The organism is Tenacibaculum piscium, from assembly GCF_021390755.1.
In the GTDB taxonomy this organism is placed as follows: Bacteria; Bacteroidota; Bacteroidia; order Flavobacteriales; family Flavobacteriaceae; genus Polaribacter; species Polaribacter piscius.
The window spans coordinates 2,501-19,118 of record NZ_JAJGWR010000008.1; the positions used below are offsets into that span (position 1 = coordinate 2,501).

At 31.9% G+C, this 16,618-nt stretch carries 11 protein-coding genes and 1 rRNA gene (1 of these 12 only partly in view); 5 read left to right on the top strand and 7 right to left on the bottom strand.

Annotation, left to right across the window (positions count from 1 at the left end; all coding sequences use genetic code 11):
* Together L0U72_RS10770 and L0U72_RS10775 are read right to left on the bottom strand one after the other, a co-directional pair.
* Positions 1 to 365: ribosomal RNA gene (locus tag L0U72_RS10770) — 16S ribosomal RNA — on the bottom strand (it extends 1,153 nt beyond the left edge of the window).
* Positions 366 to 1,250: 885 nt separating this feature from the next.
* Positions 1,251 to 2,576, bottom strand: a complete 1,326-nt coding sequence (locus L0U72_RS10775) for a dicarboxylate/amino acid:cation symporter (protein WP_233899184.1) — start codon at positions 2,574 to 2,576, stop codon at positions 1,251 to 1,253.
* Positions 2,577 to 2,711: 135 nt separating this feature from the next.
* Between L0U72_RS10775 and L0U72_RS10780 the strand changes: the two genes are divergently transcribed.
* Both L0U72_RS10780 and L0U72_RS10785 read left to right on the top strand, forming a co-directional pair.
* Entirely contained in the window at positions 2,712 to 3,350 is a 639-nt protein-coding gene (locus L0U72_RS10780; protein ID WP_233884129.1) for a DUF937 domain-containing protein, read from the top strand.
* A gap of 122 nt (positions 3,351 to 3,472) precedes the next feature.
* Positions 3,473 to 3,778 carry a DUF6787 family protein gene (locus L0U72_RS10785; protein WP_101917608.1) on the top strand — a complete coding sequence of 102 codons (306 nt, stop codon included), beginning with the start codon at positions 3,473 to 3,475 and terminating at the stop codon, positions 3,776 to 3,778.
* Positions 3,779 to 3,861: 83 nt separating this feature from the next.
* Here L0U72_RS10785 and L0U72_RS10790 read toward each other — a convergent pair whose 3' ends face one another.
* From L0U72_RS10790 to guaB, 4 genes are all read right to left on the bottom strand, one after another.
* Complete coding sequence (locus tag L0U72_RS10790; protein WP_233861025.1) at positions 3,862 to 4,716, bottom strand: mechanosensitive ion channel family protein; 855 nt, start codon at positions 4,714 to 4,716, stop codon at positions 3,862 to 3,864.
* 13 nt (positions 4,717 to 4,729) lie between these two features.
* On the bottom strand, positions 4,730 to 7,555 hold the full coding sequence (locus tag L0U72_RS10795) for a DNA gyrase/topoisomerase IV subunit A (protein ID WP_233899186.1): 2,826 nt from the start codon (positions 7,553 to 7,555) through the stop codon (positions 4,730 to 4,732).
* A gap of 97 nt (positions 7,556 to 7,652) precedes the next feature.
* Complete coding sequence (locus L0U72_RS10800; protein WP_233861023.1) at positions 7,653 to 9,506, bottom strand: DNA topoisomerase IV subunit B; 1,854 nt, start codon at positions 9,504 to 9,506, stop codon at positions 7,653 to 7,655.
* Positions 9,507 to 10,136: 630 nt separating this feature from the next.
* Positions 10,137 to 11,612, bottom strand: a complete 1,476-nt coding sequence (guaB, locus tag L0U72_RS10805; protein ID WP_233884137.1) for an IMP dehydrogenase — start codon at positions 11,610 to 11,612, stop codon at positions 10,137 to 10,139.
* Positions 11,613 to 11,840: 228 nt separating this feature from the next.
* Between guaB and L0U72_RS10810 the strand changes: the two genes are divergently transcribed.
* The 3 genes from L0U72_RS10810 to L0U72_RS10820 all read left to right on the top strand — a co-directional run bounded on the left by L0U72_RS10810 (position 11,841) and on the right by L0U72_RS10820 (position 15,781).
* Positions 11,841 to 13,064, top strand: a complete 1,224-nt coding sequence (locus L0U72_RS10810) for an imelysin family protein (RefSeq protein ID WP_233899188.1) — start codon at positions 11,841 to 11,843, stop codon at positions 13,062 to 13,064.
* Positions 13,065 to 13,201: 137 nt separating this feature from the next.
* Positions 13,202 to 14,638, top strand: a complete 1,437-nt coding sequence (locus tag L0U72_RS10815; protein WP_193699816.1) for a di-heme oxidoreductase family protein — start codon at positions 13,202 to 13,204, stop codon at positions 14,636 to 14,638.
* 51 nt (positions 14,639 to 14,689) lie between these two features.
* Positions 14,690 to 15,781 (top strand): imelysin family protein, encoded by a 1,092-nt coding sequence (locus L0U72_RS10820; RefSeq protein ID WP_233899190.1) that lies wholly within the window; start codon positions 14,690 to 14,692, stop codon positions 15,779 to 15,781.
* Positions 15,782 to 15,884: 103 nt separating this feature from the next.
* On the opposite strand, the gene L0U72_RS10825 is transcribed toward L0U72_RS10820, so the two are convergent.
* Positions 15,885 to 16,616 (bottom strand): ABC transporter ATP-binding protein, encoded by a 732-nt coding sequence (locus L0U72_RS10825; protein ID WP_193706578.1) that lies wholly within the window; start codon positions 16,614 to 16,616, stop codon positions 15,885 to 15,887.
* Positions 16,617 to 16,618 lie beyond the last annotated feature (2 nt).

A 16,618-nucleotide genomic window follows, 5' to 3' on the forward strand; every position in this document is an offset into this window, starting at 1 on the left:
AATATTCCTCACTGCTGCCTCCCGTAGGAGTCTGGTCCGTGTCTCAGTACCAGTGTGGGGGATAATCCTCTCAGACCCCCTACCTATCGTCGCCATGGTAAGCCGTTACCTCACCATCTAGCTAATAGGACGCATAGTCATCTTGTACCCATAAATGTTTAATAGTGTTTCGATGCCGAATCACTACATTATGGAGTGTTAATCTTCATTTCTAAAGGCTATCCTCCTGTACAAGGCAGATTCTATACGCGTTACGCACCCGTTCGCCGGTCGTCATCTGTGCAAGCACAATGTTACCCCTCGACTTGCATGTGTTAAGCCTGCCGCTAGCGTTCATCCTGAGCCAGGATCAAACTCTTCATTGTATATTTTAAATAATATKAATGAATAAGTTTCAAAAGAATTTGTTCTAATTTAATAGAACGTGGTTATTCTACTCTTATTTACGCTGTCAATTTCAATATTTTCAATGAACGTGTCGAGTCGACACACACAAGCATTTTTCAACTTGTTAATCTTCTCAGACTTTTTTGTAGAAATGTTAGAATTGAACTAACTGATTTTTAGCTTAAAAATCATTCCAAAATTTCTTGATTGTTTTGCTTTAGTGTATTTCTTAAATCGGTTGCAAAACTACAAACTATTTTTAAACTGACAAAATTTAATTTGATTAAATTTAAAAAGTTTTTTTTAGTTTGTTAATGAACTTCAAAACAAGTAACTAAATAGATACATTGTCGACTGCAAACATACAACTCTTTTTTATGTTTTTAAGCTTTTTCATCTATTTATTTTCAAACACCTATCAATTAATTGATAATCAATAACTTATTTATTATTATTCTTGACTATAAAGTATATAAGATAGACAAAATTTAGTAAGAATTATCAAATGAACGAATATATAGGTTCGCCTTCTACAGGATTTAGATGTTTAGCAGAAATTATATTGTCACAAGCAAGATGCTCGCGATAGCGTATAAAACATATTAGCTTCACTTTTTAGACTTTTTCAAATGAATTTAAACAAGCTAATTATCAAAATAAATAAAAATGAAACTAAATAGTTAAAAACAAACACAATAAATAGACTTAGCCCCGATTGAAGCATTTGTTTGAGCTCTTTTTTTGATTTTTCTTCAAAAAAAAGCGAGTGCGGAAAGCGGGAAATAGCTCCAAAAAAAAATATCGAGAATTATTATCTAAAATTCTCGATACATTTAATATAAACACTTCTTAAAACTATTTTTCTACTTTACATCATTATAATTATCATCCCAGTTTTTAGGTTTTGGATCGCCTAATTTACCTACCGATTTCGCAACTAAAGTTGCTACAGTAGCATCTCCCGTTACATTTATAACAGTTCTACACATATCTAAAGGGCGATCAACAGCAAAAATTAACGCCAAACCAATTGCTAACTTATCCGCAGGAAAACCTACCGATTCCAAAACAATAACCAACATAACCATTCCTGCTCCCGGAACCGCAGCTGAACCAATTGACGCCAATAAAGCCGTTAAAATAATCGTTAATTGATCGCCAAAAGACAAATCAAAACTCAAGGCTTGCGCTATAAAAACAGCCGCAACAGCTTGATATAAACTCGTTCCATCCATATTTATAGTCGCACCAACCGGTAAAACAAAACTTGAAACCTCCTTATCAACTCCTACATGCTCCTCAATTCGTTCCATCGTTACAGGCAACGTTGCAGCACTTGAACTCGTTGAAAATGCCAATAATTGTGCAGGACTTATCTGTTTTAAAAACCATATCGGGTTTTTCTTGGTAAATACACTTATTAAAGTCATATAAAAAACAACCATAATTAACAAACCGCCAATTACCGTAAACGCATATTTTAGTAAAGCAAGTAACAAATCAGGATCTTTTGAAGACACTACAACACTCGCCAACAAAGCAAAAACTGCAAAAGGTGCCGATAACATAATTAAATCAACCATCTTTAAAACAGCTTCATTTAAAGAATCAAAAAAACTTTTTAAAGGCTTTGCCCGATCCTCTCCTATTAATAACATCGAAATCCCTAAGAAAATAGTAAAGAAAATTACTTGTAACATTGACTTGTTATTTCCCATTGCTTTAATAGCATTGTCAGGAACCATATCAATTAAAAATTGTAAAGGACCACTTGATTGTTGCTTATTTGCTTCCGCAATTTTAGCCTGTACACCACCACTATTTGCATACGTTTCCGTTAAACGTGTAATGGTTTCTTCGGATATTCCTTCACCCGGTTTTACAATATTCACCAATGCCAAACCGATGCTAATTGCAATGACTGTTGTACCTATATATATTGTCATGGTACGAATACCAATATTTTTAAATTTAGAGATATCTTTTAAATCTGATATTCCTTTTATTAAAGATGCAATAATTAAAGGTACTGCGATTAATTTTAATAATTTCACAAAAATAGTACCTATCGGTTTTATCCAACTTCCAACAAAAGAAGCGCCTCCATCTGTAAAAATCATTCCTATTCCAAATAAAATACCCAGAATCATTCCTATTAAAATCTGCCAGTGCAATGCTAGTTTTTTCATGTAATCGTTTTAGTTTTTTTATTTTTTAGTGAGGGCGATAAGGTAAAATAAAAAAATTAAAAAATTGTGACCTTTAATTCGTAACTTGTGTCAAAGAATTAGAACATATTACGAACCTTAACTTAAAACAAAAAAATGGCAGGAATTTTAGACTTATTAAACAGCGACTTAGGAAAATCAATTATATCTGGAGTAGCAGGATCAACAGGACAAGACACCAACAAAACAAGTAACGTTTTAACAATGGCATTGCCTGTTTTGATGAAAGCAATGCAACGTAATGCTTCAACACCTGAAGGTGCTGAAGGATTAATGGGAGCTTTGAACAAACATGATGGTGGTATTTTAGAGAATCTAGGAGGGTTATTTAATGGAGGAGCAAATGCCGATGTTTTACAAGATGGTGGTAATATTTTAAACCATGTATTAGGTAGCAAACAACAAGGAGTTGAACAAGTTATAGGACAAAAAGCAGGTATGGATAGCAGTGCTGTTGCAAATATTTTAAAAACAGCAGCTCCTATTTTAATGGGCGTTTTAGGACAACAATCTCGTCAAAATAATATTGGTAACTCTAGTGATTTAAGTGGATTATTAGGCGGATTACTTGGAGGAAATTCAGCAGATAAAGAACAAAACTTCTTAGAACAAATTTTAGACGCAGACGGTGATGGTAGCATTGTTGATGATGTTGCTGGTATGGTTTTAGGAAATAGTGATCAAAAATCAGGAGGTGTACTAGGAAATATATTAGGAGGACTTTTTGGAAAATAACAATTTATAATTCTTGATTTTTTTTAAAACAAGAAATTAAAAAAGAGTAAACACTTGTTTACTCTTTTTCTTTTAAGTTTTTGTTGTTTTTGTTTTAACTATTTTTAACTATTTTTGCATCCATGGAAAAATTAAAACAACGTTGGGGCTTAAAAACTAACTGGGATGTAATTGCTGTAATAATTGTATTTTCGATAAATGGTTCGTTTGCCTCTTGGGTTGCCAAACCGATTACCGCTTTTTTAGGAATCTCTTCAGAGACAACTTCTCCTTGGATTTATTGGCCTTTACGTATTTTACTTATTTTCCCTATTTATCAAACAACATTGCCTTTAGTAGGTTGGTTGTTTGGTCAATTTAAATTCTTTTGGGCTTTTGAAAAGAAATTTTTAAGCCGTTTAGGATTCGGATTTCTGTTTAAAAAATAATATTCAAGTAAAAAACAATTCAAAAAAAATCACCTAAAACTATCATAGTTTTAGGTGATTTTTTTTGAATTATTAATTTTATATTACCCTTGTATAATTTTATACATCGGGATTGGCAACGCAACTCCTTCAGATAAAAATCGTTTATGAACAGCTTCTTTTAGCGCACATTTTGTTTTAAACTCCTGAAAGGGTTCATTTAACCAAACATAAGCACGCATATGAATATGGTCTGTATGTACATCAATTACTCGAACATCTACTTGTTCAACGTCCGTCATCACTTGTTCTGATGTTCTAAAATCAATAACCGTTGGTAATTTAATAGCTTCTTCTTGAATTATCTTTCGAGCTAAATCGATATCTGCTTTTATCCCTAATTTAAAATTATTAAAACTAAGCACATGCGAATCTTCAATTGTATGATTCAAGACAGAATCCGTGCTAATTACCGAATTAGGAATAATTAATCGTTTATTTTCAAAATTATTAATAACCGTATGTCGGAGTGTAATATCTTCTACAATTCCTACACGAGTTTCATCTAATTTGATATAATCTCCCACTCGAAACGGACGAAAAATAACAATAAACGCTCCCGCAATTAAATTCGATAATGCTGCTTGTGCCGCAAAACCAATAATAGCGGCTAAAATACCTGCCCCAGAAAAAATCAAAGTAGCTTTACTACGAAAAGCAGGTACAGTCGTGATGATATAAACAATACCGAAAAGCCCTAAAAAAAACTTTACCGAATTTCGAAAAAATAAAATACTAGTTCCTCCATAACGGTCTGTTTTTCTGCGTTTCATGATTTGAACAATCGCATATCGGATAACTCTAGAGAGAATCCATGTAATAAACACAACCAACAAAACATATCCAAGAATGCCTACAAAGGAATCTAAATTAAAATGATATTTGAATATTTTGTCCATTTAAAAGTCTATTTTAAAATAATGCTGTTTGACTTTCATTATCTTTTGTGTTTTTATTCTTTTTTTGAAGCGCTCGTTCTAAGGCTTTTTTTGCCTTATCTTCTTTTGAACTTAAAAATTCTTTTGTTGGCTCAGTTTGTTCAATTCGTTGAATTGGTTCAATAGCTAAAGGCAACACGTCTTTTTTATTTTTATCTTCTTGATTATTTCCTGTAGTATTCTCTAGATTATTTTCTGAATTATTCTCCAGATTACTCTCCTCTAAAGATGGTTCATACGGTAATGATTCTAGTAAATTAACGGTACGAATTTTATCAATTGTTAATTGATTTCCTTGTGCTTTTATTCCTTTTATGGCGATAAAATCTTCAAAATTAACAGTAATATTCTCTAAGCTACGTTTTGAAAAAACAACCTCAGCCATTGGACGATACTCCGTAGAAATAATTTCTAATTTTGATTTTTCAGCTTCAGAAATAAAGATTTCTTCTTTATCTACCGTTTCAATTAAGAAGCGTTTTACATAATAGCGTTCTTTTTCGGCATCAAAATAAATGGCCGAAATCGGTTTTTGAGGTTGCCATTTTTCTAGGATAATCATATCGTTATCAAAACGAGTGGATAAACTTGGTGAAATAGCTTTTATTTTTCCTGATTGTGTAGCGATTAAAATTTTATCTTCGGCACTAAATTCGCCTAGTAATTCTCCTCTATCATCAACATTTAAACGTTGAACGGTATCATCAAACCAAATTTTACGAGGTTTTAAAGTAGATACTCCTGCGGATTTAAATTCTACTTTTCGAATACCTAATTTTGTTATTTGATTCCCACGAATTGCACGTCCTTTGATTGCTAATTCAGCAAAATCGACATCCCATTTAAGTTTTGTAATTCCAGCAACGGGTCTTAAATTAATGGTAACAGTTTCAGCTTCTCCATTCGGATTGACACTAAAATACCATAATTTTGAACCTTTAACTCCTGTGGTTAAATCATATTCTTTATCACGTGTTACACTTAACACATTGAAGCGTTTCATATAACTAGCACCTCTTGTTCCATCGCGATATATCATATTATAAACGGTTCGTTTATCTTTCTTTTTAAAGATAGCAATATGAATAATATCTTTACCGACAAAGGTTTTTGGAGCGACTTTGGTAACCATCATTGTCCCGTTTCCTTTAAAGATAATAATATCATCAATATCGGCACAATCATCAACGTATTCATCTTTTTTAAGTGATGTTCCTACGAAACCTTCGGTTCTATTTACGTATAATTTGGTATTTCGCATAACGACTTTTGTCGCTACAATATCATCAAAAATTCTAATTTCAGTTTTGCGTTCTTTTCCTTTACCGTACTTGGTTTTTAAGCCTTTAAAATAGTTAATTGCAAAGGTGATTAAATTTTCTAGATGATGCGTAACTTCGGCTATTTTAGCTTCTAATCCTTCGATATATTGTTTTGCTTTATCGATATCAAACTTCGAAATTTTCTTAATTCTGATTTCGGTTAATCGGGCAATATCTTCGGATGTTATGTCTCTTTTTAGATGCTGAATATGTGGTTTTAATCCTGTATCGATTGCTTTAATGACCCCTTGCCAAGTTTCTTGTTCTTCAATATCTCGATAAATTCTATTTTCAATAAAAATTCTTTCTAAGGATGCGAAATGCCATTGTTCTTCAAGTTCGTGTAATTGAATTTCGAGTTCACTTTTAAGTAATTTCACGGTTAAATCCGTAGAATGTTTTAGCATTTCAGAAACGCCTACAAATACGGGTTTATTATCTTGGATTGTACATGCTAAAGGTGATATCGCATTTTCACAATTGGTAAAAGCATACAGCGCATCTATGGTTTTATCTGGAGATATTCCTACGGGTAAATGCACTAATATTTCGACATCTGCGGCGGTATTATCTTCAATTTTACGGATTTTTATTTTTCCTTTTTCATTGGCTTTTAAAATGCTATCAATTAATGAAGTTGTGGTTGTTCCGAATGGAATTTCGGTAATTACGAGTGTTTTTTTATCGAGTTGTGAAATTTTTGCACGCACACGAATTTTCCCACCTCTTTTACCGTCATTATAATTGGTAAAATCGGCGATTCCGCCTGTTAAAAAATCAGGATAAATGGTAAAACTTCTACCTCTTAAATATTTGATAGAAGCGGCAATTAATTCATTAAAATTATGCGGGACTATTTTGGTTGATAATCCTACGGCAATTCCTTCTGCTCCTTGTGCTAATAATAGCGGAAATTTCACAGGTAAATCGATTGGTTCTTTTCGTCTACCGTCATAGGATTGTTTCCATTGCGTAGTTTTCGGATTAAAAACAACATCGAGGGCAAATTTTGATAAACGTGCTTCAATATATCTTGATGCTGCCGCTCTATCGCCTGTTAGGATATTCCCCCAGTTTCCTTGCATATCAATCAGCAATTCTTTCTGACCGATTTGCACCATAGCATCGGCAATAGAAGCATCTCCATGTGGATGATATTGCATCGTATGTCCGACAATATTGGCTACTTTGTTATAGCGTCCATCGTCCAAATCTTTCATAGAATGCATGATTCTACGTTGTACAGGTTTGAGTCCATCTTCTAGCGATGGCACGGCTCTTTCTAGAATTACATACGATGCGTAATCGAGAAACCATTCTTTATACATTCCTGTTACTTTGGTAATGGTTTCTGTATTTTCTTGAGAATCTATAGAATTATTTAATTCTTGCTCGTTTAATTCGTTTACTGATTCGTTTACAGATTCGTTTATTAGTTTATTTTCTTGTTGATTCGTTTCTTCTATTTCTTCACTCATGGCTCGTACTGCTTGAATTAACTAAAATTGACTAAAGATTACTTTTGATTTTCGCTTCACTTACTTATAAATTTTCACTTATAAAATATGAGTGATTTTATTCTTCAAGTGTATCTACTTCAATTTTTAAATTTTGGATGATAAATTTTTGTCGATCGGGTGTATTTTTCCCCATATAAAATTCCAACATTTTTTCGATAGGCATTTCTTTATCTAACATAATCGGATCTAATCGAATATCATCACCAATAAAATGCACAAATTCATCTGGAGAAATTTCTCCTAACCCTTTAAATCGGGTAATTTCTGGTTTTCCTGTTAATTTTTTAATGGCGTCTTTTTTTTCTTCTTCGGAATAACAGTAATAGGTATCTTTTTTATTTCGAACTCTAAACAGTGGTGTTTCTAAAATATACAGATGTCCTTCTTTGATTACTTCTGGAAAAAATTGCAAGAAAAATGTTATTAGCAATAAGCGAATATGCATTCCATCGACATCGGCATCGGTTGCAATTACGATATTATTATAACGTAAATCTTCTAAACCATCTTCAATATTTAGCGCTGCTTGTAATAAATTAAATTCTTCATTTTCATAGACTATTTTCTTACTTAATCCGTAGGAATTTAGAGGTTTTCCTTTGAGGCTAAAAACGGCTTGTGTATTTACGTTTCTAGATTTTGTAATAGAACCAGATGCCGAATCTCCTTCGGTAATAAATAGCGTCGATTCTAAATAGGCTTCCTTTTGTGTATCGCCTAAATGGACTCTACAATCTCGCAATTTTTTATTATGAAGACTTGCTTTTTTGGCTCTATCTTTGGCTAATTTCCGAATTCCAGAAAGTTCTTTACGTTCTTTTTCTGCTTGTATTATTTTACGTTGTAATTTATCGGCTATTTCGGTATTTTTATGTAAAAAATTATCGAGTTGTGTTTTGATAAAATCATTGATATAGGTTCTAACGGTTGGTAAATCATCGCCCATTTCGGTAGATCCTAATTTTGTTTTGGTTTGACTCTCAAAAACAGGTTCCATTACTTTTATGGCAATTGCCGATATTATTGATTTTCGAATATCGGAAGCTTCAAAAGATTTCCCATAAAACTCTCGAATGGTTTTTACAATTGCTTCTCTAAAAGCCGCTTGATGCGTTCCACCTTGTGTGGTATGTTGTCCGTTTACAAACGAATGATATTCTTCAGAATATTGGGTTTTACTATGTGTAATTGCGACTTCAATATCATTGCCTTTTAAATGAATTATTGGATATAACATATCCTCTTTGCTGTTATTATTTTCCAATAAATCTTTCAGTCCATTTTTAGATAGATATTTTTCACCATTAAAAACAATTGTTAATCCAACATTTAGATAGACATAATTTTTAAGCATTTTAGAAACATATTCGTTTCTATATTTATATTTTTTAAAGATTATTTCATCGGGGATAAAGGAAACTTTTGTACCTTTTCTTCGAGATGTTTGTTCTAAAAATTCTTGATTAATTAAAACTCCTTGTTCAAATTCGGCTGCTGCAGATTTCCCATCTCTTGATGATTCTACTCTAAAAAAAGAAGAAAGTGCGTTTACCGCTTTTGTACCTACTCCGTTTAGCCCTACGGATTTTTTAAATGCTTTGGAGTCGTATTTTCCTCCTGTGTTCATTTTAGAAACGACATCGACAACTTTTCCTAACGGGATTCCACGACCATAATCGCGCACGATTACTTTATTTCCTTGTATCGAAATTTCGATAGTTCTCCCAGCTCCCATTACATATTCATCAATAGAATTATCTAATACTTCTTTGACTAAAATATAAATTCCATCATCTGCTGATGAGCCGTCACCTAGTTTACCGATATACATTCCTGGACGCATTCGGATATGTTCTTTCCAATCAAGCGAGCGTATATTATCTTCGGTATATTTTGTTTCTTGAGTCATAAAATTTAGGCTATTTATATCTTTGCTAAATTACTACATCCGTTGTCAAAATAAAAAAGTCTATTGCTTTAATTATCAACATTTGACTATTTATTTTTTTGATGTCCCCCTTTATTTTCTCTTTATTTTAAACGAACTATTACTAATTTCACACTAATTATTTAGTGATTATTTCAGCTATAAATATCATCAAAAATAAAAAACAAAGAAAAAAAATAACGTATAAGAGCCTGTTTAAATTTCATCTGAAAAAAATTATCACAGAAAAATAAGAAATCGAATCTGTCAAAGGAATTTTATTTCAGGTTCACATCCTAATTTGCTGTATTTTTTAGCTTTTTTTGATGATTATTGATGATTATTGTCAATTCGAGTGATTTTAATGACGAAAAGGAATTAAAATTGTATCGATAATTTGAATTATTTTATCTTTATGAATTTTAATTGACTTTATTACGATTAAATAAGTTCTCGATACCTTTTTTTGAAGGAAAAGAATCAAATTCTAGGCTATCGGCTATCGCGAGCATCTTGCTCGTGACCACGTAAAAACAACATAGAAAAATCACAAAAAAACCGCTGTTAATTTATTTAACAGCGGTTTTTCAAAAAATATATTGTAGGCTAAAATTATCTTCTACTATAATTTGGAGCTTCTTTGGTAATTGCTACATCATGCGGATGACTTTCGTTAATTCCGCTTGCGGTAATACGTACAAATTTACCTGTATTTTTCAATGTTTCAATATCTTTAGAACCACAGTATCCCATACCTGCACGTAAACCACCAACAAATTGATGAATACTTTCTTCTAAGTGTCCTTTATAAGGAACACGACCAACAATACCTTCTGGCACTAGTTTTTTAATATCGTCTTCGACATCTTGGAAATATCTATCTTTAGAACCTTGTTTCATTGCTTCTACAGAACCCATTCCACGATACGATTTAAACTTTCTTCCTTCGTAAATAATCGTTTCTCCTGGCGATTCTTTTGTTCCTGCTAATAATGATCCTAACATCACACAATCTGCACCTGCGGCAATTGCCTTTGGGATATCACCTGTATAACGGATTCCACCATCAGCAATAACTGGAACTCCAGAACCTTTTATAGCTGCGGCAACTTCTAAAACTGCCGAAAACTGAGGAAAACCAACACCTGCAACTACACGAGTTGTACATATCGAACCTGGACCGATTCCTACTTTTACTGCATCTGCACCTGCTTCTACTAAATATTTAGCTGCTTCTGCTGTAGCAATATTTCCTACAATAACATCTAATTCAGGAAACTTTGATTTTACTTGCTTTAAAACAGCCACCACGCCTTTAGTATGTCCGTGAGCGGTATCAATAATTACAGCATCAACACCTGCTTTTACTAAAGCTTCGGCTCTTTGAACAGCATCTGCCGTTACGCCTAATGCGGCTGCAACACGTAAACGCCCAAAAGTATCCTTGTTTGCAATTGGTTTCTGCGTAACTTTTGTAATATCTCTAAAAGTAATTAATCCTGATAATTTATAATTTTCATCAACAATTAATAACTTTTCAATTTTCTTTTCTTGTAAAATACTTTCAGCTGCTTTTAATGAAGTTCCTACCGATGCGGTTACTAAATTCTCTTTAGTCATTACCTCAACAATTGAACGTTCATTAACATGCTCAAAACGCAAATCTCTATTGGTTACGATTCCTTTTAAAATACCGTCTTGATCAACAATAGGAATTCCGCCAATACCATTTTCTTTCATTAACATTTTAGCATCTAAAACGCTCGCTGTTAATGGCAAGGTTAATGGGTCAATAATCATTCCTGATTCTGCACGTTTTACCTTACGAACCTCTTGAGCTTGTTGCTCAATGGTCATATTTTTATGCAATACACCAATACCTCCTTCTCTAGCCATAGCGATTGCCATTGCAGATTCAGTAACGGTATCCATAGCAGCAGCTACTATTGGTACATTTATCGTTATATTTTTTGTAAATTTTGTTTGAATTGAAACTTCTCTTGGAAGTACGTCAGAGTAAGCCGGTACTAATAAAACGTCGTCATACGTTAAACCTTCTCCTACAAATTTTGATTCGTGAGCTTGCATGTGCAATTAATTTTATGTGTGATGTTAATTAATTGCGTGCAAATATACTATTTATAATACAAATTAACCCTTATTTTAAGGTTAATATATAGAGAAGTTTCAATAATTATCAAAAAAAACAGCTAGTTTAAAATTAATCTTAATAAGTTTTGGTAAATTCAAAAACTCGATTACATTTGCATTATTATATTTAATAAATCTAAATAAGCAACTTAAAATAAATTTAAAATGAAAAAAGTACTAGGATTATCATTATTACTTGCAACCTCTTTTGTGTTCAAATCATGTTCTGATGATACACCAACTCCAGATAACAATAAAGTTACCCAAAAAGAAGTTATAGACAATTACGCTACAATTGTACATCAAAATTACTTAGATAGCTATAATTCAGCTGTAAAATTACAAAAAACAATTGCTTCTTTTACAGAAAACCCTACTGAAGCTGGATTAAAATTAGCTAAAACAGATTGGTTAGCTGCTAGAGATATTTACGGACAAACAGAGGTTTATAGAGGCTCAAATGGTCCTATTGATTCTGAAGGAAAAGAAGATTGGGTTATCAATAATGAAGGACAAATGAATGCTTGGCCTTTAGATGAAGGTTATATTGATTATGTTACTGTTGCATCTGATGCTTATGCTGGTCATACTACTTATAAAGGTGGTGTTATTGCAGGTACTGAAACCATCACAGAAGATTTATTAATCGGTAAAAATGAAGGCGTAAACGATAAATCAATTTCTACAGGTTGGCATGCTATTGAGTTTTTATTATGGGGACAAGATGAAACGAATCCTAAAGAATTAAAAGCTGGACAACGTTCTGTAACTGATTACACAACTTTAGAAAATAACGATCGAAGAAAACAATATCTAAATGTTGTTACGGCTATTTTAGTGAAAGATCTAAAAGCATTAGTAGATACTTGGGCTAAAGGTGGCGCATATCATAAAGTTTTTATGGGATTATCAGAAGAACAAGCTTTGATTAATATTATTTCTGGTCCTTTCTTTTTAGCCAATGAAGAATTATCAGAAGAAAGAATGTTAAAACCTGTTGATTTAACTGATGGAATAGATGAATGTGGTCAAGAAGATGAGCATTCTTGTTTTTCTGACAACACACACAGAGATGTTTTAATGAATGCACAAGGAATTGTAAATGTGTTATTTGGAAAATATAGCACTATTTCTGGCGCTTCTGTATATGATTTAGCAAAACAAAAAGATCCGAAATTAGCCATTGCTTTTAAAACTGTTGCCGACGCAATGATGACTAAAATAAAAGCTATCGATACCAAAGCAAAGAATAAAAAACCTTTTGACCTTTTATTATTAGAGGAATCAATTGCAAAACCTGGAACTATTGTAGCTGGAGGTACCGCTTTGAAAAATTTTGGAGGAAAAATTAGTGAAATCGCTACCAAAATTGGAGCGCCTGTTCAATAATTTCAATAATTTATTGAAAACTATCTAAAAAAGGAACTGAATACGATACTAGTATTTAGTTCCTTTTATTCTTATTAATACTCTTATTAATTTAGACTTAATAAAATCATAACTACTTTTGTGAAAAAATTTGTACAATGAAAATACTTTACCAAACTAGCCAAAAAAGTATCCGTATATTAATAACAGCGGCTGTAATACTACTATTTAGTAATTGCTCGAAAGATACCGTGATAACTGACCAATATAAAGTTATCAATAAATATCAAGAAGGAGAAGAAAATTTAAGCGATGATTTAAGTGTTTTAACCACCAATAATAATTCGTTTGGAAAAGAAATTCCTGGATTAAGCAGAATTGATAAAATTAGATTTGCCTCTGGAAATTCATTATTTAATCAATCGTGGGTTTCTGCCCCTGCTTCAACAACGAGTTTAGACGGATTAGGCCCTACTTTTAACGCCAGAGCTTGTGCTAGTTGTCATTTTAAAGATGGACGTGGAAAACCTTTTGAACCTTCAAATATTGGTTCTGTTGGTTTTTTAATTCGATTAAGTATTGCTGGTAAAAATGCACACGGTGGCCCGATGCCTGTTCCTAATTATGGATTACAATTACAAAATCATGCGAATTTAAACATTCCTAAAGAAGCCGATATTCAAGTTAATTTCACCTTAATCAAAGGAACATATCCTGATGGAACTCCGTATGAATTACAAAAACCAACGTATTCTTTTATTAATGAAAATTTTGGTTCATTAAGTGGTGTTTTAATATCGCCTCGTGTAGGACAACAAACTATCGGACTTGGGTTTATAGATGCTTTATCAGAAAGTGAAATCCTAAAAAATGCAGACGAATTTGATACCGATAAAGATGGAATTTCAGGAAAACCAAATTACGTTTGGGATGCAATTCATAACAATACCGCTCTTGGAAAATTTGGTTGGAAAGCCAATGAACCTACCTTAAAACAACAAATTGCAGGTGCTTTTTCTGGTGATTTAGGCTTATCTACAAGTATTTTCACACAAAAAAACTGTCCTTCGCCACAACAAGATTGTAATAAAGCACCTAATGGAGGTTCACCAGAGGTAACAGACAAACAATTAGATAGAATTGTTTTATACCAAACTTCTTTGGCTGTTCCTAAAAGAAGAGATTTTAAAAACCAAACCGTTTTAAATGGTAAAGTATTATTTACCAAATTAAAATGTATTGCATGTCATGCAACCAATCTTAAAACAAGTAAGTATCCTTTTAATTCATTGGTGGAAAATAAAGAAATTAGTCCTTATTCTGATTTTTTATTACACGATATGGGAGCTGATTTAGCCGATAACAGACCCGATTTTTTAGCTTCAGGTAAAGAATGGCGCACCCAACCTTTATGGGGAATCGGATTGATACAAACCGTAAATAAACACAGTTTTTTATTGCATGACGGAAGAGCTCGTAGCATTGAAGAAGCTATTTTATGGCACGGTGGAGAAGCTGAAAAACCAAAAAATGATTTTAAAAATTTATCTAGTAAAAAACGTAAAGAATTGTTAGCCTTTATCGAATCTTTATAAAGTTTATCATGATAAAATTGAAAATAATAACCTTGAAAAATAATAAAAATGATGAAAAAAAATAAATTTATAGTACTGCTATTAATTAGCATTTTTATTGCCTCTTGCTCAAAAGAAGAAACAACATCCGTGGCTTATGAAACAGAGATTGCCAATACTATTAGCACCGAAATTATTAGCCCAAAAATACGTGATCTTGTTAAAAAAACAGCAGTACTTAAAACTTCTTTAACTAATTTTTCTACTAAAACAAATGAAGAAAATTTAAAAATAGCACAACAGAAATTAACAGAAATTACAAAATTATACGCACAATTATACACCTTTAATATCGGAGAAGTAAAAAATAATTTCATAAACAGACAACTTAATTTCTGGCCTGTTTATAATATTTCTATTGAAAAAAATATCAAAAATGATTCTTTTAAAATAGAAAATATCGAAAATTTAGGAAGTGCCACTAAAAATTTACCTGGATTAAATTATCTATTATTTAAATTCGAAAATCCTGCGGATATTATTGCAGAATATCAAAAAAATCCGAATAGAATCAAATTTTTATTAGGCGTTTTTGACCAATTCAATCAATTAGTTCAGCAATTAAATGATATCTGGTTTTCATCAAAAAACGCATCAAAAAATACTTTTGAAAATCAATTTAGAAACAATACCGACAAAGGTTTAGATAGCTCTTTTAATCAATTATTCAACGGTTTATATAATGTTATTGACAACTGTAAAGTTACTAAAGTTGGAAAACCTGCTGGTTTAGAAAGTTCATCACACGTACATCCTGAAATTGTTGAAAATTATTATACAGGAAATTCTTTAGACTTAATTTATGAAAATATCCTTTCTGTAGAAGAGTTATTTTTCAGTAAAAAAATTACTTCTATTGCCGATTATATAAAATCAGTAACTAAAAATGATACGCTTAATAATACTATTTTAGCAAAAATTCAAGAGATAAAAAGCATCCTAAAAAATGATATCAAACAGCCTTTAAAAGAAGCGGTAAATACGGATAAAAAAAATGTAAAAAGACTACACACCGCCTTAAAAGAATTACTTGTTTTGCTACATAATGACGTGCGAAGTTCTTTATCAATTATCATTACAGGTACCGATAATGATGGTGATTAATCTTCTTTATTTTATGTATTTTAAAAAATTTTGTAATATCAAAATAGAAAAGCAAGGGATTAAAACCCCTTGTTTTTATTTAAAATAAAATTTTAAATAACCTTTACACACTTTCAAATAATAATTTCACATAACCTTCTTTAGGATTTTCAGATACTTCTTTCGTGTTTCCTTGTTGTAAAATAACACCATTTTGCAAGACTAACATTTCATCAGAAATAGCGATGGCATCTTTTATATCATGCGTTACAAAAATTGCGGTTGTATTGGTTTCTTTCAATATTTTTAAAATGTCTTTACGCAACTGATTTCTTAAAATAACATCTAAATTACTAAAAGGTTCATCTAAAATTAGAAGTTCTGGTTTTGGAGCTAAGGCTCTTGCCAAAGCAACTCGTTGTTGCTGTCCTCCCGATAATTCATGCGGATAACTATTTTCTTTTTCTGATAAACCGACTAATTTTAAAACTTCTTTAATTCTCTCTTTTTTAACTTGAGCCGATAATTTAGAAAGTCCATAGGCGATATTATCAGCCACTGAAAAATGAGGAAATAACGCATAATCTTGAAACACCATTCCTACATTTCTACGCTGTGGCACTACAAATTCCGATATTGATGAAACTACTTTTTCTTTTAATAAAATCGTTCCTTCGGATACCGTTTCTAAACCTGTTATCAAACGAATTAACGTTGTTTTTCCGCTACCACTTTCTCCTACAATCGCAACTATTTTTCCTTTTTTCAATGAAAAAGAAACATTTTTTAACGCAATAACTTTTCCATTATCGAAGATTTTCCCAACCTTTTTTACGGATAACAATTCTGTATTCATGC